The organism is Lysinibacillus sp. RC79 (assembly GCF_041262405.1).
Taxonomy (GTDB): Bacteria; Bacillota; Bacilli; order Bacillales_A; family Planococcaceae; genus Lysinibacillus.
Genome location: NZ_JBGCCD010000006.1, coordinates 59,200 through 80,311, shown reverse-complemented (window position 1 = coordinate 80,311; position 21,112 = coordinate 59,200). Strand labels below are relative to the sequence as shown.

Annotated in this window: 20 protein-coding genes and 4 pseudogenes; 4 read left to right on the top strand and 20 right to left on the bottom strand. The window is 37.5% G+C overall.

Going from position 1 to position 21,112, the window contains the following annotated elements:
• Positions 1-14: 14 nt before the first annotated feature.
• From ABH968_RS08055 to ABH968_RS08040, 4 genes are all read right to left on the bottom strand, one after another.
• Positions 15-953 (bottom strand): alpha/beta hydrolase, encoded by a 939-nt coding sequence (locus ABH968_RS08055; protein ID WP_370043505.1) that lies wholly within the window; start codon positions 951-953, stop codon positions 15-17.
• A 327-nt stretch (positions 954-1,280) separates the two neighbouring features.
• Positions 1,281-2,231 carry an alpha/beta hydrolase gene (locus ABH968_RS08050; RefSeq protein WP_370043660.1) on the bottom strand — a complete coding sequence of 317 codons (951 nt, stop codon included), beginning with the start codon at positions 2,229-2,231 and terminating at the stop codon, positions 1,281-1,283.
• 209 nt (positions 2,232-2,440) lie between these two features.
• Positions 2,441-3,808, bottom strand: coding sequence for a sensor histidine kinase (locus ABH968_RS08045; RefSeq protein ID WP_370043504.1), 1,368 nt, complete (start codon positions 3,806-3,808; stop codon positions 2,441-2,443).
• Positions 3,805-4,479: a response regulator transcription factor gene (locus tag ABH968_RS08040; protein WP_049666553.1), complete on the bottom strand. Its 675-nt coding sequence runs from the start codon at positions 4,477-4,479 to the stop codon at positions 3,805-3,807. Before ABH968_RS08040 ends, ABH968_RS08045 begins: the two co-directional genes overlap by 4 nt.
• Before the next feature lie 815 nt (positions 4,480-5,294).
• Between ABH968_RS08040 and ABH968_RS08035 the strand changes: the two genes are divergently transcribed.
• Positions 5,295-6,017: an MraY family glycosyltransferase gene (locus ABH968_RS08035; RefSeq protein WP_370043502.1), complete on the top strand. Its 723-nt coding sequence runs from the start codon at positions 5,295-5,297 to the stop codon at positions 6,015-6,017.
• Between the two features lie 165 nt (positions 6,018-6,182).
• A complete protein-coding gene (locus tag ABH968_RS08030) occupies positions 6,183-6,956 on the top strand; it encodes an SDR family oxidoreductase (protein WP_370043501.1) in 774 nt (257 codons plus the stop codon).
• Between the two features lie 251 nt (positions 6,957-7,207).
• Here ABH968_RS08030 and ABH968_RS08025 read toward each other — a convergent pair whose 3' ends face one another.
• The 9 genes and pseudogenes from ABH968_RS08025 to ABH968_RS07985 form a co-directional block, all read right to left on the bottom strand.
• A complete protein-coding gene (locus ABH968_RS08025; protein ID WP_370043500.1) occupies positions 7,208-7,369 on the bottom strand; it encodes a hypothetical protein in 162 nt (53 codons plus the stop codon).
• A 2-nt stretch (positions 7,370-7,371) separates the two neighbouring features.
• Positions 7,372-8,058, bottom strand: coding sequence for a tyrosine-type recombinase/integrase (locus ABH968_RS08020; RefSeq protein ID WP_370043499.1), 687 nt, complete (start codon positions 8,056-8,058; stop codon positions 7,372-7,374).
• Between the two features lie 17 nt (positions 8,059-8,075).
• Positions 8,076-8,711 (bottom strand): hypothetical protein, encoded by a 636-nt coding sequence (locus ABH968_RS08015; protein ID WP_370043498.1) that lies wholly within the window; start codon positions 8,709-8,711, stop codon positions 8,076-8,078.
• A 257-nt stretch (positions 8,712-8,968) separates the two neighbouring features.
• Positions 8,969-10,465 carry a carboxypeptidase M32 gene (locus tag ABH968_RS08010; RefSeq protein ID WP_370043497.1) on the bottom strand — a complete coding sequence of 499 codons (1,497 nt, stop codon included), beginning with the start codon at positions 10,463-10,465 and terminating at the stop codon, positions 8,969-8,971.
• A 124-nt stretch (positions 10,466-10,589) separates the two neighbouring features.
• Positions 10,590-10,934: pseudogene (locus tag ABH968_RS08005) on the bottom strand (LuxR C-terminal-related transcriptional regulator); the annotation flags it as partial.
• Positions 10,927-11,409, bottom strand: coding sequence for a CcdC protein domain-containing protein (locus ABH968_RS08000; RefSeq protein ID WP_370043496.1), 483 nt, complete (start codon positions 11,407-11,409; stop codon positions 10,927-10,929). The gene ABH968_RS08000 and the pseudogene ABH968_RS08005, both read right to left, overlap by 8 nt.
• A gap of 302 nt (positions 11,410-11,711) precedes the next feature.
• Entirely contained in the window at positions 11,712-12,719 is a 1,008-nt protein-coding gene (locus ABH968_RS07995; RefSeq protein ID WP_370043495.1) for a serine hydrolase domain-containing protein, read from the bottom strand.
• Between the two features lie 24 nt (positions 12,720-12,743).
• Positions 12,744-13,379: pseudogene (locus ABH968_RS07990) on the bottom strand (GyrI-like domain-containing protein); the annotation flags it as partial.
• 134 nt (positions 13,380-13,513) lie between these two features.
• Positions 13,514-13,702, bottom strand: a pseudogene (locus ABH968_RS07985) (MerR family transcriptional regulator); the annotation flags it as partial.
• A gap of 184 nt (positions 13,703-13,886) precedes the next feature.
• Here ABH968_RS07985 and ABH968_RS07980 point away from each other — a divergent pair.
• Positions 13,887-14,483 carry a TetR/AcrR family transcriptional regulator gene (locus ABH968_RS07980; RefSeq protein WP_370043494.1) on the top strand — a complete coding sequence of 199 codons (597 nt, stop codon included), beginning with the start codon at positions 13,887-13,889 and terminating at the stop codon, positions 14,481-14,483.
• Between the two features lie 63 nt (positions 14,484-14,546).
• Positions 14,547-15,676: pseudogene (locus ABH968_RS07975) on the top strand (MFS transporter).
• Positions 15,677-16,023: 347 nt separating this feature from the next.
• On the opposite strand, the gene mdh reads toward ABH968_RS07975, so the two are convergent.
• The 7 genes from mdh to ABH968_RS07940 form a co-directional block, all read right to left on the bottom strand.
• The gene (gene mdh, locus ABH968_RS07970) at positions 16,024-16,971 is read right to left on the bottom strand and encodes a malate dehydrogenase (RefSeq protein WP_370043493.1); all 948 of its coding nucleotides are present in this window, start codon (positions 16,969-16,971) and stop codon (positions 16,024-16,026) included.
• Entirely contained in the window at positions 16,971-17,342 is a 372-nt protein-coding gene (locus tag ABH968_RS07965) for a BMC domain-containing protein (RefSeq protein ID WP_370043492.1), read from the bottom strand. Before ABH968_RS07965 ends, mdh begins: the two co-directional genes overlap by 1 nt.
• Positions 17,335-17,619 (bottom strand): EutN/CcmL family microcompartment protein, encoded by a 285-nt coding sequence (locus tag ABH968_RS07960; RefSeq protein WP_370043491.1) that lies wholly within the window; start codon positions 17,617-17,619, stop codon positions 17,335-17,337. The genes ABH968_RS07965 and ABH968_RS07960 overlap by 8 nt, the downstream gene beginning before the upstream one ends.
• Positions 17,620-17,652: 33 nt before the next feature.
• Positions 17,653-18,519 carry a phosphate propanoyltransferase gene (locus ABH968_RS07955; protein ID WP_370043490.1) on the bottom strand — a complete coding sequence of 289 codons (867 nt, stop codon included), beginning with the start codon at positions 18,517-18,519 and terminating at the stop codon, positions 17,653-17,655.
• A gap of 12 nt (positions 18,520-18,531) precedes the next feature.
• On the bottom strand, positions 18,532-19,122 hold the full coding sequence (locus ABH968_RS07950; RefSeq protein WP_370043488.1) for a phosphate propanoyltransferase: 591 nt from the start codon (positions 19,120-19,122) through the stop codon (positions 18,532-18,534).
• A 190-nt stretch (positions 19,123-19,312) separates the two neighbouring features.
• The gene (locus ABH968_RS07945; protein WP_053482447.1) at positions 19,313-19,591 is read right to left on the bottom strand and encodes a BMC domain-containing protein; all 279 of its coding nucleotides are present in this window, start codon (positions 19,589-19,591) and stop codon (positions 19,313-19,315) included.
• 16 nt (positions 19,592-19,607) lie between these two features.
• A complete protein-coding gene (locus ABH968_RS07940; protein ID WP_370043487.1) occupies positions 19,608-21,098 on the bottom strand; it encodes an aldehyde dehydrogenase family protein in 1,491 nt (496 codons plus the stop codon).
• Between the last annotated feature and the right edge of the window lie 14 nt (positions 21,099-21,112).

The window sequence follows — 21,112 nt, the reverse complement described above, 5'->3', positions numbered from 1 at the left end:
CTTACTCAGTACATTCACTTTACTTCTTTCATAAATTCTCTGAAGTTTTCAACGATTTCCTTTGATCTGGTATGGTGTAAATAATGTCCTCCTTCAAATGTTATCACTTTTCCATGTACAGAATCTTTGACTTGCTCTTCATGCAGTGGTATCCATCCTTCCGTTTCGGTATCATTCGCTTGTAAATAGAAAATAACAGGAAGATTCTTGGGGAAGGTCAAGTTTTCAGCAGCTTTAAAATTAGGGCTAAAATGTTCGCCTTCACTTAGGATGTTCGGATTAAACATGTTTTTGAGCGTGAGGATTCTGATTTGTTCTCTTGTTTCATCATCTACGGTTGGTGCAACCAATTGATCAGGGCTCAGTTTCATTAACAATCGGAAGAAACCTGAGTTTTTGAGTAGTTTATATGTTCCTGATGGGAATGGATCATCTGTATCACCCTGTGTTGGAACACTGCTATCGATCCCGACAAATGCACTTACTTCGTTTTCATATTTGTTCACATAATCCAGACCGTAAATGCCTGAAATGGAGTGACCCATTAGAATATATCGGTCAATGTTTAGACTCTGCAATGCTTCATGAATTTCATTTACCATATTCTCTAGGATTCGTTCCTTGTCCGTTACATCACTTAGTCCATAACCAAAAGGCTCGATCACGATGACCTTGTAATAAGGAGACAACTCTTTCACTAACGGCTCAAAATCAAGTGCTGGAGCCGCTGTTCCATAACCAGGTAGGAGCACGACGGTTTCTTCGCCTTCTCCTTGAATTAACACATTCATATTTTTTCCGTCTACTGTTACAGACTGACCATAATATTCTATTTTTCTTTGTTCCGATTTGTTGCTAACCTTATTCACTATAAAAACAATAGCTAGAAAAAGTACTATTGCTATAGCTAAAACTCCTAATAATTTAACTATAATGTTAAACGCTTTTTTCATTATTTTTGCACGAGTGGTGTAGAGCGGCAATTGTAGCTCGTTTTCTACCTGTACTCGTGCCTCCCCTCCCTTTCATTCTCTATTCGTATCTTCTATCCACATCAGTGTATTCCGGCTACCTTCACAAACCGTTAAGAACAGCTTATATAACGAAGATGTACCCCCTATGACAACAATATGAACAGAGTATGAACAAGAAAAAAATGCTACGGTAGGCAATATGAATTTCGAACGGGTTCGCTTTGATAAATAAAAAGTGAAAAAACCGTCCTAAAGGGCGGTCTTTATATCACTAATGCGGGATAATATCAGGGACCTTTCTCGCACTCACTTTAATTCTTTCATAAATTCTCTAAAGTTTTCAGCGATTTCTTTGAATTTGCTATGGTGTAAATAATGTGATCCATCCAATGTTATTACTTTTCCAAGCATTGACTCTTTAGCTTGCTCTTCATGCAGTGATACCCAATTTTCCCTGTCCGTATTATTTGCTTGTACATATAAAAGAAGCGGAAGATCTTTAGGGAATGTTAAATTTTGAGCCTTTTTAAAATTAGAAGAAATATGTTCCATCTCATTCAAGGTAGTGGCATTATACGAGTTTTTATTTGAAATCATTTTCATTTGCTCTTTGGCTTGATCATCAAATACTAGTTCAGCATAGGGGTCTGTACCTACTTTCTTGATTAATCTCAAAAGACCTGATTTTTCGAGAAACGCGAATGTTTTTAATGGAAATTTGACATCCATACCGCCTTGTGTAGAAACACTAGTATCAATGCCTACAAATGCACTCACTTCGTTTGGATATTTGTTGACATAATCAAGGCCGTAGATACCTGCAATGGAGTGGCCCATTAGCGTAAAATGGTCAATATTAAGCTGCTGTAAAGCTTCATGCATTTCACTGACAATATTCTCAGTACTTCGTTCTTTATCGGTTTCATCACTTAATCCATATCCGAAAGGCTCAATCGCGACAACTTTGTAAAATGGAGATAATTCATCGATGAGCAGCTTAAAATCAAGTGCTGGTGCCGCTGTTCCATAGCCAGGTAGGAGCACGATGGTTTCTTCGCCTTCTCCTTGAATTAACACATTCATATTTTTTCCGTCTACTGTTACAGACTGACCATAAGTTTCTATTTTTTCTTGCTCCGATTTGTTACAGACAATATTAACAATAAAAACAATGACCAGAAAAAGTACTATTGCAATAGCTATAACTCCTATTGCTTTAAGTATAAAGATAAGTGGTTTACCCATCCTCATTTTCATTACCTCTTCTTTTAGTTTCACTCTCATCTTCTCCTTTTCTTATCTATTTACTAGACATCTTATATGGGCCATTAAGGATAGCTTATAGGACGAAGATGTACTCCCTATGACAACAATATGAACGGAATATGAACAAACAAAAAAAGTTACGGCGTCACATGGGAATTAGGAGGACGTTTAAATAATTCGAATGTACAACATGAATCTAATTACTCTGTTGGTGTTGTGATTGGCAACGTGACAATGACAGTCGTTCCTCGGCCAGGCTCGCTTTCCACTCGGATGTCGCCTTGATGAAGCGATACGATCTGTTTAACGATGGCGAGTCCCATACCACTGCCATCATACTTACGACTATGGGAACGATCAGCCTTAAAAAACCGCTCGAATATACGCTTCTGATCCTCTAAGGAAATACCAATGCCAGTGTCAGATACTCGGACTGTCACATTTTTGATATCTTGTTTGATGCTAATGTTAATAACTCCGCCATCTTTGGAAAATTTGATACTATTGCCGATTATGTTCGTCCATACCTGGTTTAATTGATCATGATCAGCCATTAGGCGAACAGCGTTCAAATTGAGCTCGAAACGGATGTTGCGAGCCGACCATTGCGGCTGGATAGCGACGATGACTCGTCTGATCTGTTCATCAAGGCTGAACGTGACCAGCCGCAGTTGCTGTGACTGCGATTCAAGCAAACTCAGCTTTAGCAGGCTATCACTCATCTTGGACATCCGATCTGCTTCAGCAATGATAATATCGAGATAACGGCTCCGCTCGTTATCTGCGAGGTTTACTTGCTTGAGCGCTAAAGCATAACCTGATATCGAGGTAAGCGGCGACTGAACTTCATGCGACACATTCGATACGAAATCCCTACGCATCTGCTCAAGTTGCTGTAGATCGTGCATCATTTCTTCGAAGCTGCGAGCTAAAGTACCTAGCTCACCCTTTTGCTTAATATTCAGTTTAACGTTAAAATCTCCACCTGCTATATGTCTAGTCGCTTTTGTCAGCTTTTTGATTGGTTTGACTAGGAACATGGCAGCAACCAGAATCAATAGGCTTCCTGCTATCAACGAATAGGTTGAAAAGTTCAAAATCCACTTTATTACAAAAGAGGTGGAAGGGAGGGAGATCGGTTCTACAAACATCGCTTTCGTTCCCATTTCAGTTGTCAACGGCATCCCTAAGAGAACAGTAGAAACACCACTCGGATTGACTTGAACAATTTCCCCACCCAGTACTTTTGTCACCTGTTCCATCGTCACAGTGGCAGGTTTGTCTCCGTTAAGCGCTCCGTAAGACTGGAACTGACCCGTTTCTTCATAAATTCGAATATGATAGGATTTGAGCTGATTCATTCCACTTACGAATGTGTTCGCTTCACTTAACGGTAATGTCTCATAAATCCGGGCGATGTCCTGACCAAAGTTAAGTAAGGGGATTTGCAGGTTCTCGTTTAATTTATCTTCAAATACCCAAGTTGCTACAAAAAAAGCAATGATCGTGCCCCCGATTACGGAGACTAGAAATATCAGGACTACGCGTGTATATAAAGATTTGATCATTCGTGCACCTCAAGGCGGTAACCAAGCCCACGTACCGTTTCGATACGAAAATCGGCTGTAGTCGCGAATCGTTCGCGCAAGCGTTTAATATGTACGTCTATCGTTCGATCATCTCCAGCGTAATCAATCCCCCAAATTTGATCGATCAACTGCACTCGCGTATAGACTTGCCCGGGTGTTCCGGCGAGCTTATAAAGTAATTCGAACTCCTTGAGCGGTAACGTGAGCGACTCCGTCCCCCTCATCACCTTATAGGTCTGTCGATCAAGGATGACGTTGCCGAACTGGATTTTCTGCGTGGAGCCAATTCGGAATCGTTTCAATAGTGCCTTAACACGAACCGACAACTCCAACGGATCGAATGGTTTAGTCAAATAATCATCCGCTCCAAGTTCAAATCCTTTCACTTTTTCCCATGTTTCGCCCCTTGCAGTCAGCATAAGTAACGGAAGATCAGGATTGGCCCTTCGGAGCTCCTTGCATAACGTCCAACCATCCATAATCGGCATCATAATGTCAAGCACGACAAGATCGACTTGCGTTGATGTGTAGATGGCCAGTGCTTCCTTGCCGTCCGCGGCTTCGACTGTAGCGAATCCGTCGTTGCGTAGAAATAAACAGACGAGTTCGCGAATGTTCGCGTCGTCGTCAGCAACCAGTATAGTAGGCATCCGTTCCCTCTTTTCCATCGAATTATTGAAATAATCATTATACTATAAATTAAATTGAATTACCCCTATTCTTCCTATAATTAAGGACAGGAATATCATTAAATGCATCCTCGTTTGCTTATTCGATTACCGGAACGCCGAACTTGATATGGATGGAAATACTAAATGGACACAAACTGCCTACGTGGTGATCCTTCCGTTTAAGCCATTGCCCAGACGTGATAATTCCCAGATAACTACTACAACTTATGATATCGACATTTATGCAACGCTACTAAAGAAGAACAAAAGCGCTAAAGTGCCTCTGTCCACGTCCCAAGTGTAAACAATTCACTTGCATAAGACCCACACTTATAGCTAAAATTTTGCAGGAACAGGGTTTTGCCTGAGCGAAAGCGAGTAGCCTGGAACAAAAATCACATTCATTGAAAGCGACACAACATTCATAGTAATTTTCTTGACCATTTTGCTTTTAGAAAAGCGATTTCTCTGTTACTTTTATTAAAAGTCAAGAGTTAAAGTAATGCACTTGTTACATCAGTATTCTTTATGAAATGTGCAACATTATAAATAGTTATTTTCAAGCTGAACTAATTTTTTATTGGTTCAGCTTTTATTTGTGATTAAAAGTAAATTTAGATATATTTGCGAAATTAAAGTGTAGTACAATTAAGATGTTAAATTATACCTTATTAAACTAACGAAGCAGTTTAGTTCAATAAGCACTACCATAGTATTTGTGTATTTTTACATATACTGTATAATTTAGAATTAGAATATTTAACTTTGAGTATTTCTAAAGAATTACTTTGGGAGTGGAGAATTTGTTATATTTAGCTTTATTTATTGGTGTCGTTTCAATTGTAATTACGGATAAGCTTACTCAAGCTTTTAAATTATCAAGCATTTGGGGGATGCTTGGTCAAATCAGTGCGTCACTTGTAATCATAATGGTCGGAAACCTCGAGGTTAATCATATTAGTCTAGGTAATAACTTTGAATTAGGATATTTGACGGTTCCATTTACTTTATTACTTCTTGTAAGTTTTACAAATGTAATGAATATAGAAAAAGTGCAAAATCCTTCAATATTGCTGTTGCCATTCGTTTCTTTAGTTTTTTTCTCAATAGCAGCTTTCGTCATAGGTCATCCATTTGTTTTAATAACGGGGATTTGTTCCAGTTTAACGCTTATGTTTATTCTGCTATACGGCTATTTTACTGGTAAAGTATTTGTGGGAAGAACGCTTACTACGTCAATAGGTTTCATAATAGCCGTGCTTTCAATATCCCTCATTAAATCATCTATTGTAACAATTTATATTCCGTTATTTACTTTAGCACTACCATTCACTTTATATTATTTAATTCAAGATAAAATTACGAATGTACAATCAATTACAGTTAGCTTTTTAACAGCTATTTTATTTGGTGTATTAATGTACATAGTTCCTTTTAATATAATATGGTATCTCGTTGTTGGGTTAACGAGTATTTTGGTTATCACGCAATTTTCACGTAAATATCGCTTTATTTAGAAACTAAACTTCTTGTTCAACTCCCATGAAAGAACTTAATCATCTTTCATTTTCTGTGGTGTAGCGCTGGTTTTTGCGCTACATGGATGGCTAACGGAGCAGTTTAGCTCAATAAGTAATTTGGTCAATCATGGTAAAGTAATATTAGGTATGGGAGAGATGATAATGGACCAATTAAAAGGGAAAGTTGCGATTGTTACGGGTGTAAGCCGTCTGAAAGGGATAGGAGCAGCTATTTGTAAGGAGTTAGCTGATTCGGGTTATCATATATTTTTTACTTATTGGACGGAATATGATAAAAAAATGCCTTGGAGCATTGAATTAGATGAACCCGTTAAATTAAAAGAAGAATTAATAAAAAAAGGTATTAAGGTATCATTTATGGAGTTGGATTTAACTCAACATGATGCACCTGAACAACTTATAAATAAAGTTTCTGAACAACTTGGTAGTCCTGATATCTTGATTAATAACGCAGCATACTCAACCAACAACGATTTTTCTAATTTAACTGCCGAAGAATTAGATAAACATTACATGGTAAATGTGCGTGCAACGACACTATTAAGTAGTAGATTTGCTCAAATGTTTGATAAGAAATCAGGTGGAAGAATAGTCAATATTACTTCAGGTCAGTTTCAAGGACCAATGCCTGGCGAATTAGCATATGCAACAACAAAAGGAGCAGTTGATGCTTTAACTATTACGTTGTCGGCTGAACTAGCCCCTTTAGGAATAACGGTTAATGCATTAAATCCAGGTCCAACTGATACAGGTTGGATGACAGAAGAAATAAAAAGTGAATTAAAACCGATGTTTCCTTTCGGTAGAATAGGAAAACCAAGAGATGTTGCAAAAACTATTAAATTTCTAGTGAGCGATGAAGCAGATTGGATTACAGGTCAGATTATTCATTCAGAGGGTGGATTTAAAAGGTAAATTTAACTAAAAAGGCTTTGGTTTTAGAACCTTTTTGTTGTATTAAATTCCAAGGAAGTTATCAATTTGTGAAACATTGTACTTAAACTAACAGGGTGCTTTAGTTGAACAAAAAAGTAAAGGTAGCCTTGTTAAAACAATCTAACAAGGCTATTTTGGTATCTCAATTAACTTTCTATTTAAACTCCTCAAAATGATTAGCAACCCATCGCTTCTGATTTTCTGCAACATATTGTTCAACTGCTATCAATCTATTTACCATTATTATTAAGATATTTAATATTTCGTTCTTCAACATTGTCGATTAAAAATTCACCTCTGCTGTTTTGTAGACACATTAATTTTGCATCCATTTTCCCAATCCATTTTTCGTAATATTCTGTTGATGGTAATTCCTGAGTCATATCATTCAATTTTATTCCAACCCTTCAAATAATTCTTGTAAATCTGGATCAAATATTTCTTGATTTATTGTTTCGATAACTTGTAGTTTGGGCTTTGATTTCTTCGAAGTTTTACGCTGTTTTTCGTATTCTTTCTCTTCTTTCGCCATATTCTCAAGCATTCGGTCGTGTGCTTCCCGATGTTTCGCTTCATCAAAATGATGTTCATAAGCCTTCATTGTGTCAGGATTTTTCCATTTCATATATTTAACCAATTCATTTTTACGTTGTTCAATTTCAGCTTCACTGTTTGAAATATTATGAATTTCTCGCAATCGTGAAGTGACAAACCAATGTCTTACTTTATGTGGATTTAAACTTAATTTGTTTGCTGTCATTGCTCGATTCCAGTGATAGTACCAAGCTTGATAAGTTAAAGCTGTTCCATTTACTGATAAAAAAATTGGAGCATCGTCTGGTAATTGATGAAAATCGAAATGGTTTTTATCAAACGATTTTCGCTCGGTGTCTATATAGTGAAATAATCGTTTGACCGTATCTTTACTAAAGCGTAGAAACTTTATCTTTTTACCATAACTACCTTTGTTAAATGTGTTGACTTCTTGATGACTTTTACGCTCTCGGTAATCCCCAACAGTTAACTCTATAACTTCTGATGCCCTTGCTCCTGTTTCAAATAACATGCGAGCTATAATCATTTCACGTTGTGACCAATTTATTTTTTTCCTGCTTGATATACCTGATAAGGTAAATCTATATCATCAATAATGTGTGGCTGCCATTCTTCATTGATGATTTTAAAATAGGAATCTGTTAATCTTCGGTGAATGGTAGGTTCTTCTGTTCCTGACACCGAAGGCATTCTTGGTTTGCCATCTCGAACACCTTTTAATTCTTCTTTATAATTATGCAAGATAGCTTGACTATCCTTTAATGGATTGCTATATGTATATTGTTTTAAATGAATCATAGACTTATAAAAGGATTTTAACGCTGATAAAAAACGGCTAATTGTGTTTGGGCTTTTATTTGTTAAACTTACCAAACGAAACGAATCTTTATCACGAACCTTACACTTCATTTCATGCCTCAAATATTCCTCAACAACTACTCGTATCTTTTCCTCTGAATCATTCCATTCCACTCGTTGCCCTTGATAATTACTTTCTACCTCTAACCACTTGAAAAAGGGAAGTAAACATTTCAAATAAGAAGTTGCAGAACTCTTATCGATTCTCCCTACACAATCAAAGTAATAATCCGACAAGGGAAGGAACGGTTGGTTATCTCTAAATACCAATAATTCATATTTGCTTTCAATATGTTTTGGACAATACTCATACCAATACAATTACTAACACCTCCGAAAGAACATGTGTTCTATATTAACTTTTTTTCTTGTAATTGTAAATGTTAACCCTTTTATTAAATCCTAGTAGAAATGTTAAGCAAAATAAAAATGTACACTACTAAAATTGAATTTAGTAATGTACATTTTTATAACATATTTATATAATGTGCAACATTATAAACAAGTTATGATGTAAGAAATCATCATGTACAATTACTTGTCTTTAATATTACAGAGTAGAGAAATCGCTTTGGGCTTTAGAGCTGATACAGCTTCGTATATTTTTCTTGTAAATAATTTGCTAAATATTTAGCGTTTAAGCCTTCCCCTGTCGCCTCATGGAGCAATTCGAATGGCTTCTTCAGTGCACCGTATTGATGGACTTTGTCTGTTAACCATTCTCGAATTGGAAGAAGCTCTCCCTTTTCTAACAGCTCATCAAAGTTTGGAATATCTTTATCCATTGAATGCTTCCATTGTGCAGCGTAAATCATTCCTAGAGCATAGGATGGGAAATAGCCAAACATGCCCCCTGACCAGTGCATATCTTGTAGTACCCCTTTTGCATCTGTCTCAGGACGAATTCCTAAATATTCCTCGTATTTATCATTCCATACTTGTGGAAGATCCTTCGCTTGAAGATCGCCATTGAATAAGTCACGTTCAATTTCATAGCGAATCATAATATGTAGTGGATATGTTAACTCATCTGCTTCAATGCGAATAAACGATGGTTCCACCATATTAATTGCTCGTAGGAAATCGGCTAATGCTACACCACCAAATTGCTCAGGTGAATATTTTTGCAGTCGCTCGTAATTATGCTCCCAGAACTTTTCGTTTCGACCAACAAAATTTTCATAAAATAAAGATTGGGATTCGTGTATACCCATGGATGTACCTGTTGCTAACGGTAAACCATCAAGCTTCACATCGATATTTTGTTCGTACATGGCATGTCCACACTCATGGATTGTTCCAAAAATTGCTGAGCGGAAATCGTTTTCATCATATTTCGTTGTAATACGATTATCTCCATGATTTAAGCCAATCATAAATGGATGGACACTCTCGTCTAAGCGACCTGCATCAAAATCATAGCCAAGTTGTGCTAATATTTCTAATGATAATGCACGCTGAGATTCACGTGGGAAATGCTTAAATAATATGCTTGTATCTGGTTTATTTGGTGATGCTGCGATTTTTTGCACAAGAGAAACGATTGTTTCACGTAATTCACCAAAAACTTGATCTAAAACATCAGTCGTCATATCAGGTTCATATAAATCTAGTAATGTATTGTACGGAGAACCGTTTTTAATACCCCAATATTGAATGAATTTCTTCTGCCAGCTTATAATTTCCTCTAAATAAGGTAGGAATAAAGCAAAATTATTAGCTTCCTTTGCTTCTTCCCATGCTGTTTCTGCTTTAGATTGTAGAATAACGAATTCCTTATATTCATCAGCCGGAATTTTTTTATTTTGATCATACTCTTTACGTACTTCCTCTACTACACGCAGCGTAACATAATCGAGATCTGCCTTTTGCCCCTCTAGATCTGTTAGTAATTCCCCTAACTCTTCACTAGTTTGCATGTCAAATAAGGAGGCAGATAATGTTCCAACTACCTCTGAACGCTGAGCTAACCCTTTCTTAGGTGCACCCGTACGCATGTCCCAATAAATCACACTTAATGCTTCTCCGTAGTGCTGCATCTTTTTCACATAATCAGTAAATTGTTGAACAGACATACTTCATCCTCCTTTTCACGCTATTAGTTTATCATATTTTCGAAAATTTTGTATATTATGGACTTTATAGTATTTTTTATCGAATAGTAGTTGTTCAAGTTTTTAATTTGTTATATCTACAGCCTTAGCTTAGCAAGACTATTCTATTGCGAATAGCATATACAACCGCTTGCGTTCGATCTTCTGCACCAATTTTTTGTAGAATACGATGAACATGTGTCTTAACTGTGCTCTCACTAATATGAAGCACATTGGAAATTTCTTCGTTTTTTAATCCGTACGCCATTTGTTGGAGAACTTCATGCTCACGCTCGGAGAACATCTCAAACATCTCTATTTTTGCTTTATTCGTTTCAATGCCCTCATTCGCTGATTTAATCTCTTTGGCCATAACCTTTGCTGCTATGGAGGTGCGAAAAATTGCTTCTTCACGGTATGCGGCTCTTATTGCATCAATAAGTTCATCTGGTGTTGCGAAAGAAACATTTTATATCCATATTTTTCCACCCCATAAGTTGTTTGTATCTCATATAAATAATATACCGACGAGCACATACACTACCAAGCGGTATAAACATAAGAGCATTCGTTAATGATATTACAGCATGCTCTTTTCCCCATTTTGCTGCAAGTAGACGCAAAAGAAGAATGCCTAGAAATACAATAACTCCCGCGACAGAGCTTTGTGTAGTTACGATTCCTCTTTCATGATTAACACGAATTTTTTCTAATTTTCCTCTCCATATCCCGATACCTATGCCAATTATTAAACAAATGAAATACAAGATAAAGCTTTTCGGCGTTAATTTATCTGAACTTAAAATAGAAGTACACGTTATCCAAATTAACAAAATCGGTATTATCCACATTCGAGTTGGTCTAACTTTTTTCTCCCTTAACATAAGAAGAATAATGACTATAAGGATAACCAAGTAGCTACTCATTTCTTTCCCTCTCTTTATTTAATAAATTCTTAATAAAAGTATAATTTAAAAGAAAATAAAAATAGTCCATTTTTTTAGATTAATTTTTTGAACTACTATCCATCTGTAGATGTAGTGTCAAAGAAGTACCTGAGAAATGACTAAATTGTTAGTTCAATAATAAAACCTCTCCAGTTAGGAATGTAAATGACTTTTGCCACCTTTTCATTCTACTCAGAGAGGATAAACTTAATTGTAAGATTGGGTATAAGAAGTTGTTATTTGGATAATTTATATATCTTCTTTTATGTACAACATAAAATTTATATTACCGCTGGGATTATATACTCTTTAATTAATGGCCATCTATCTCGTGGATTCATGATGAATTCTGAACTAATTGCCACAACCATATTCATTTTTGGTATACAACAAATCATATTGCCTCCATCCCCTATAGCTGAATATGTAGAAAGCTCATCTTCTTGTCGTAGCCACCATAAATAACCGTAATTATTATGGTTCATTTCCGTTGATTCACGAATCCATGTCTCTGAGAGAATCCTTTTATGATCCCAAATGCCCTTATTTAAATAGAGGTAGCCAAATCGTGCCATATCACGAGTAGTTAATGTTAGCCCCCATCCACCTGTCGAATGACCGTTTGCATCATGAACCCACCCCTTAACGTTTTTCCCGAATAAATCATCAAACCCATATGCGTTCATTTTATAGTCAGGAATTTCTTTCATGCCAAGCGGTGTAAACAAATATTCATTAGCGAACGCTCGTGCACTCTTGCCTGTACTTTTAGTAAGAATAGCCGACAATAAATGTGCTCCAGCTGTAGAATATTTAAAAGCACCTAAATCCCCATTTTGGCCCATTATATCAAGTGTATACCTTACCCAGTCCTGTTGCTGACATAAAATATCTAGCGGCTCATGCCAATCCTCAAATGGATATGGTACTGTCATCGAAAGTAAATGACGTATAGAAATTTGCTGTTTTTGTTTATCAGCGGCATCAGGAATATATTCAGGAAAAAAATCTAACACCTTCTGTTCAACACTTTTAATATATTCTTTATCAATAGCTATGCCTATAAGTGCAGATAGTACACTTTTGGTTACAGATGCTACATGGTGACAATCATCAGGACCTTTGCCATTAAAATATTTTTCAGAGGCTAAATGACCATTTCTAATAATAACAATGCCATTTATATTGTTATAATCACTTTTTACCGTTTGCTCTAGCTTGGAAAGCTTTTCATTGTTCATATATATGCTTTCTGGCTTTACCGTGTGCCAATTTATTGTTGTTTGCATAGGAACCTCCAAATTGTAGTTTAGTCATTTTTTCTTTACAGGAAAATATACCTCAGTAACATAATCCTCAGGGGCGTTTGCTTGATGTGGATCTGTTACATATATTTCATATGGTGGCGATATCAGTTCATAACCCTCGTTTTCAATCCACTTCATCAAATTAGCATAGACAGCTGTTAATTCTGGATAAGCCCCCTTTAAAACGGATTTAGCACAAAGGCTACCAGGCAAATCTCTCGTTCCTTTGATAGACTCAACTATTGGAATGGCGAACTCAGTATCATTGCCAGCAGGATTAAATTCTGGGCTATGGTAAATCGTCATCGGCTTACCAAGTAAAGTGAGCTGCTTCGTCGCAATCTTTTCATATAGCTTGCTAAAATAGTTACCGTATCCCGATGAATAGTCATCACTGCTCATTATTAGACGCTTAAAAAGGATATTTATTGGCTTTGTTTCAACTAGTTGTACTTCGATATCGTCAAGGTACGACATGATTGGCACCCCTTTTTCTAAGTTTGCAATATCATGACTTAGTTGTTTTACAAGATATTCAAAAGCCTTTAGTCTTTCTTGCATTTCATTTCTCTTATGGTTAAGCGCAGAAAAAAGCTTTTCTTTGGATTGATCCTCTTCTAATTCAAGCATAGTTTTAATTTCTTTCAGCGGATGTTCAAACATCTGCTAAAAGAAGTTAAAGCCTCCGGCGGATGTCACGGAAATCGGAAAGGAGTTCTTTGTGCAAGCACAAAGCCGATTCCGGACGCAATTATGCCGAGGCATAATTGATTTTCTTCAAGAGAAAAATGATAGGATTTTAAACGGTTGATATAAAGCATCCTTTTTAGTTGTTCGATAGAATAATACCTATAACCGCTTTCAGCATTAATCTCATCTGGGTTAATTAATCCAATCTCATCGTAATATCGAAGTGTTTTTGTCGAGACACCACATATTTTTGAGAATTCTCCAATTGATAGCACAAAACCACCTCACTTATAGATTTGTTACTTGCTACAATTCATTTATACACCTTCCCCTAAGGACAAAGTCAACCAAGACTTATGCTTTAATCTCTTTATCTTTAACTTTCCTTGACTGAAAACTTTTATTGACCGTTTAGTACAAAAAAGATATTCTATTAATGTAAATGGGAGGTGGATAAATTTGAATAAACGAGGCAGACCCCGAGAGTTTGATTATTCCTCAATTGTAGATGTCGCCATGAAAACTTTTTGGATAAGAGGGTATGTGGGTTGTTCTACACAGGATTTATGCAATGATACTGGACTTGGGAAAGGAAGCTTATACAATACTTTTGGTAGTAAACATGAACTGTATCAACAAGTATTAGAACGCTATCATGAAACTGGGATTAGGGAACAAATGAAATTGCTAGATGCTCCAATCCTAGTTAAAGAACGGTTAAGTAATTTTTTTCAATGGGCATTGAAAGAAGACTTTGAGAACAGTGATCAAAAAGGATGTTTATTAATCAATGCCGGCGTGGAACGAGCTCAAAACGATTCAGCAGTTCAAGAAATTTTCTCACGACATGTCGAGCTTCTTAAACAAGCTATTGAAAAAGTAATGGGGGAAGGATTGCAAACTGGCGAAATTTCAAAAAAACAAACAGCTGAGGAATTAGCTAGTCTATTTTTAAGTAGTTATTACGGGTTCCGTGTTCTTAATGTTTCGATGCAAAATCGGATGTTGTCTGAGCAGATTATGAAAGGAACATTGGAATCTATTTTTGGCGCTTAGTGCGCTCTTTTTTAGCATCATTTTTGTACCGAACGTTACAATAATAAATTAAGGAGTGTTTTTATGCCATCGATTATTTATTTACTAGCTTTAGCTATTTTTTGTATGACTACATCTGAATTTATGGTTGCAGGTATGATGAACGAGCTTGCTCTTGCATTTCAGGTTTCTGTATCTTCAATCGGGTATTTAATTACAGCTTATGCTGGAGCAATGGTAGTAGGAGGACCTATTTTAACTGCAACCCTTCTACGAATACGCAGTAAACAAGCATTATTATTTTTAATGTTTGTATTTTTAATCGGCCAGTCGCTTGGAACTATGATATTATGATGGTTTCACGCATTATTACCGGTATTGCTTCATCTTCAGCATTTGGTGTTGCCATATCCTTTTCTGCAACATTGGTTCCCCCTAATTCAAGGGGAAAAGCTGCATCTATTGTTCTTGCAGGTTTAATGATTGCAACAGTCCTAGGCTTACCTATAACAACAGTTATCTCGCAAAATTTTGGCTGGCGTACGAGTTTTTGGTTTGTTTCTATTCTCGTACTAGTTTCCGGGATTATGATTCAATTGTTACTACCATCATCGCCAAACAAAGAACTATTAAACTGGAAAGACGAGATCATGCGCTTTAAAAATATTCATCTTTGGGCAGCGTACATAACAAGTATGTTTATTATAGGTGGTACGTTTGCAGCATTTAGTTATTTCACGCCTATCTTTACAAATATCACAGGCTTTTCAAGCGCAAGTATTCCATATTTACTTGCTCTCTATGGTAGTGCAACAGTCATTGGGAATATAGTGATTGGCAAGTTTGCTGATAAATATACAATGGAAACACTGTTGAGTGGCTTGATTATTTTAATCGTAGCATTGTCTTTATTTGCTTTAGGCGCTGAAAATAAATATATTGCAGTTATTACTACTATTTTTATTGGCTTTACTGGTGTAGCAATGAATCCAGCTATGGTGGCGAGAGTGATGAAAACAGCTAATAATGGCACGATGATAAATACCATACATAGTTCTTTTATTACGCTTGGTATTGTTATTGGTTCATCATTAGGCGGCCTTGGTATTAGTAAAGGCTATGGCTATATATCACCACTATGGATTGGCGTTTGTTTAGCTACCCTAGGGTTACTATCATTATTCCCATATTTACAAAAAAGGAAGGATAAATAATGTTTCTAAATAGTTGGAGTGTAGCTTTGTGACGCTTCTTCTTCAAACGTTCCAGCGACAACGCCTCCCTTTATGATGCTCTATCCCTCTCTTCTGTTTCTATGGGCTCGACTCGTAGTTTCTTGTCCGTATGCCCAAGAAATATTTAATATGAGTAAACTAAAGAAGCTCTCCTCATCGTTTTCACGATCAAAGAGAGCTTCTTATTCTATATAAATTCGGGGGAATTTTAACTAGCTTTCAAGTGCAATGTTCGGTTTCCAATCAAACATTTTCAAGAGCTAAATGTTATAACAACAAATATATAGTTGGGGATCCTACATATCTTATTGTTGTATAGAGTCTGATTACCCTATGTTTTGACAAATTGTTAATACTTGTTTGACGGCTTCTGCCGATTGATGGAGCGCCGTTTGTTCTTCATTTGTAAGGTGCAATTCAATGACCGATTCAATGCCATTGCCACCTAATATTGTCGGCACCCCTAAAAATAATTCGTGGTAACCGTACTCTCCTTCTAAAAGGGCGATAGAAGGAATTATTTTACGTTGATCTTTCATGATGATTTCGACCATCTGTGCACATGCAGCAGCTGGCGCATAATAAGCACTACCATTACCTAACAAACCAACAATTTCTCCGCCACCTTTACGTGTACGTTCTACGATTTGCTGTAGTCTGTCTTGAGGAATCAGTTTTTCTAATGGGATACCTCCAGCATAGGAATATCGAATTAAAGGGACCATTTCGTCACCATGTCCACCTAAGACGAATCCTGACACATCTTCCGGTGCAATTTGCAGCTCTTGCGCTACAAATGTATTGAAACGCGCGGTATCTAACACACCTGATTGACCAATGACACGATTTTTAGGAAATCCTGTTTCCTTATAGCAAACATAGGTCATGGCATCAACTGGATTGCTTAATATAAGGACTATGCTGTTCGGAGCATAGTGTTTTATTTGTCTAGAAACTTGTTGAATAATTTTTGCATTCGTCGTCACTAAGTCATCTCGGCTCATGCCTGGTTTACGGGGAATACCAGCTGTAATAATGACAATACTTGCTCCAGCTATATCCTCATAATTGCTCGTTCCTTTAATAGAAACATTAAACTTTTCGATGGGTCCTGTTTGTAATAAATCCAGCGCTTTTCCCTTTGTTGGATTTTCTGCTTCTGGAATATCTAACAGCACAACATCGCCTAGCTCTTTTTGTGCCAAAAACAAGCTTAAAGTTGCACCTGTATGACCAGCTCCGATTACAGCGATTTTACTTTTTCGAAATGTCATTATGCCTCACCTCGATTTTCTGTAGCTGCTGTTTCTGTCGTTTTTTTAGCACGCGTTGATGTTGATGTTGAAGCTGATACTGGCTTTTTCTTTGGTGCTTCTGGTCCTTTAATCATTTGAAAAACATCTTCATCTGGTCTCGGAATTACGTGAGCACCTAATAGTTCTCCAACGCGCATAGCCGCCTCTTTACCAGCTTCTACAGCTGCTTGAACTGAACCAACATCACCTTTGACAACTACAGTAACGATGCCACCATCAACAAATTCCTGTTTCACAATGGTTACATCTGAAGACTTTATCATTGCATCGGCCGCCTCATATGAACCAACTAATCCCTTTGTCTCAATCATTCCAATTGCACTACTCATTATTCTCACCTCGCATAACTTCAGTAGAATCAATAATACCTATAACGACCGCATCGATAGGCAACGGATTTTCTTTCATAATATATCGGGATGATCCACCACTTGTAATGAGCACATCATCTCCGATTCCTGCCCCGATACGGTCAGCTGCTACAAATTCTGTACGAATCGGCTGTTGATTGGAATCGATTGGTTGAATAATTAATAATTTCAAGCCATTCAACCCTTCTTCTTTACGTGTTGCCCATACACTACCTATCACTCTTCCCATCTGCATGAACTTCACCTCTTTATCCCGTATGGACTATAATTAGTCCGAGCGAATTGTTAACGTCTTATTCAGCTCACGTATTTTGTCATACGCCAATGCTGTCACAATTGTTTTTTTAGGAACAACAATTTCCTGCGCCTCTATTTCAAGCACTTCTACTTGCGAAAGTAGTTTCTTATCAAATTGATAGCTTAATGGTTTTTCAGCCTGACTTACGACTGGCGAAAGTTCTTGAACATTTATTTGTCCCTTAGCTTGAGCATTGACAATTTCCGCAAATGCACCTTGCTGGATTAAACCGGCATTTGCCTCATCTGTATCGATATGCATCTCCAAGCGATAACGCTCTGAAACGCGAATCGTTACATTTGATAAAATAATCGGTCTTAAACCTTCTACTTTAATTTGTACCGATTGTCCGTCCACTACTTGGAACCGAGCACTGTCAGCTGGTGACATATGAATATGTGCTTGTGCAATAATGAGTCCCTCATTTAGCACCACACTACCCTTTGGACCAATAAGTGTAACGGGGCTAGAGCCTTTTATATCTCCTGAAATTCTTAGTGGTGGTTTAACCCCTAATTTCATCGCGTCTGTCCAGCTAATTTCCACTTGGGATAATGAACGAGCTGGGCCTAAAATGCGCACTCGCTCAATGGAACCCTTTGGACCAGCAATAACAACTGTTTCCTCAGCAGCAAACTGTCCTGGCTGCGAAAGCTCAAACTTAGGTGTTAATTGATAGTCCTCACCAAAAAGCTGTTCCACTTCCGTTTGAGCAAGATGAACATGTCGTGCTGATACACCAACAGGGATTTTACCGTCATGTTGAGAGGAAGGCTGATTTTTTAAAACTTGTTGCAATACTTCTTCGACGATTTTTTGTACTAAATTTTCCTGCATCTAACCTCCTCCTTATGTCAATGATCTGATCATTCTTCCTTGGGCTTGCTGTTCAATAAAGCCCGCATTCGCTTCATCTGTGTCGATATGCATCTCTAAACTAAAATCATTTGACACACGAACTACAACCCCACGAAACGTCACAGGTCGTTCACTATCAACTTCAACAGATACTAATTCATTATTTTGCACGTCTAATGCTAACGCATCTTCTTCCGTCATATGAATATGTGCCTGTGCAATAATGACTCCCTGCTTAATGATTATTTCTTGTTCTTGATTGATTAATTTGATGCCAGCTGAACTTTCGATATCACCCGATTGTCTCAAAGGAGGGGTTAATCCTAATTTCATTGCATCTGTTCGACTAATTTCCACCTGTGTTGCCGCTCTTACAGGACCTAATACACGTACATTGTGAAGAACACCTTTTGGTCCCTCAATAGAGACACGCTCCTTGGCTGCAAACTGTCCTGGCTGCGAAAGATCAAAATCCTTCGTTAATGCTGCATTCGGACCAAAAAGTGCCTGTAAATCCTCTTCACTGACATGTATATGACGAGCTGAAATGGCAACAGGAAATGTTTTTGTCGCTGTATTCAAGTTAGCCACCTCTATATCTTTTTAGCTATATTTTTATAGGGAATAAAGCAGGATAAGAAATGTGTAACATCCTGCCCTTCCCTTTATGATGTTCTTTCCGTCACTTTGGAGATTCTTTCCGTCGTTTCGGACCCTCTTTCCGTCACTTCAACTTTTCTATCCGTCGCCCTTGTTTGGACTGTAAATAAAATTAAGCTTCTGCTTTTGGTAAAATTAATTCTAATTCATGGTGTGGGCGTGGGATTACATGAACAGATAGAAGCTCTCCAACACGTTGGGCCGCTGCTGCACCTGCATCAGTAGCTGCTTTTACTGCGCCTACATCACCACGAACTAATACAGTGACAATACCGCCACCAACATGTACTTTTCCTACTAAATTAACGCTAGCAGCCTTCACCATTGCATCCGCTGCTTCAATTGCTCCTACTAATCCTTTTGTTTCTACCATTCCTAATGCTGTACTCATTTGTCATTCCTCCAAATTATTTATTTTGTAATGTGATTTGTTTTAATACTTGATCAACAATTTGTTGAACTACTGCTGTATCCAAAGATGGATCTTGTGCCTTAATAGTCTCTACTACTGGTTGTACTAAGAATTTTGGTTTTGGCACATCTACATCTTTAATGCCATAAGCCATACGTTTAATATTCAATAAATGTCTCGCTGTAATGTTATCGGACGTAATATTGCCACCAAACGTACCACATCCTAATGTAAAGGATGGTGCCAATCCAGTAGTTCCACCAACAGCGCCAATAGATGATAATGTATTGACAACAATTCGGGACACTGGTAAATCGATTGAAAACTGCTCAGCTAAAGCTGTATTCTCTGTATGAATCGAGCATGTATGCCCGCGTCCACCAATGTTTAGTAAATCAATCATCACCTGTTTTGCCTCTGTACTGTCCTCGACTGTATATAACGCAAATATCGGTGATAGTTTTTCAAGTGAAAATGGAATGTTCTTGCCGATCATTGTTTCCATACCAACAAGTACTTTTGTGTCTTCCGGCACGGTAATACCGATAGAATCTGCTAAGCAAGCTGCTGATTTACCTACAATTTGAGGATTTACTTTCCCAGGAACAGGAGAGATCAACTTCTCCATCTTCATCTTCTCTTCATCACTCAAAATATACGCATTGTTTTTCTTTAACTCTGTTAAAACTTGCTCTGCAATGACTTTATCTACGATAATTGATTGCTCTGTCGCACAAATTGTGCCGTTATCAAAAGACTTACTTTGTACAAGCTGGCGAACTGATTTGGAGATGTTCGCTGATTTTTCAATGTAAGCTGGAACATTTCCTGGTCCTACACCATAAGCTGGCTTGCCTGAGCTATAGGCTGCTTTTACTAGCGCACCGCCACCAGTCGCTAAAATTAAGTGAATATCTGGGTGCTTCATTAATTGCTGCGTAGCTTCCATAGAAGACATTGTTAAACAGTGTAGCAATCCTTCTGGCGCTCCTGCTTTTTCTGCAGCTACTCTACAAATCTCTAAAGCTTCCTTTGTACAACCAACCGCATATGGGTGTGGGCTTAGTACGAGACCATTTCTAGTTTTCAATGAGATAAGTGTTTTAAAGATTGCTGTTGATGTTGGATTTGTCGTTGGTACAATGCCCGCGATTACTCCAAACGGACTAGCAATCTCTGTCACTTTCTTCATTCGATCGAAACCAACGACACCAACAGTCTTCAAATCTTTAATATCTTCATAGACATCTCTAGAGGCTACCTCATTTTTCATTTTTTTATGATTAGGTATGCCCATCCCTGTTTCCTGAACGGCCATATTTGCCAAACGTTCTGCCTCTTTAAAAGCGGCATCCGCAACAGCCTTGACGATATTATCTACTTGCTGCTGTGAATACTGCATGTAAGCAGCCTGTGCAATGTTGGCACGTCTCACGGCGTCTCTCATTTCTTGAATTGCTAATAAATCTTTATCTAGTGTGGCCATAAAGCCCCTCCTTT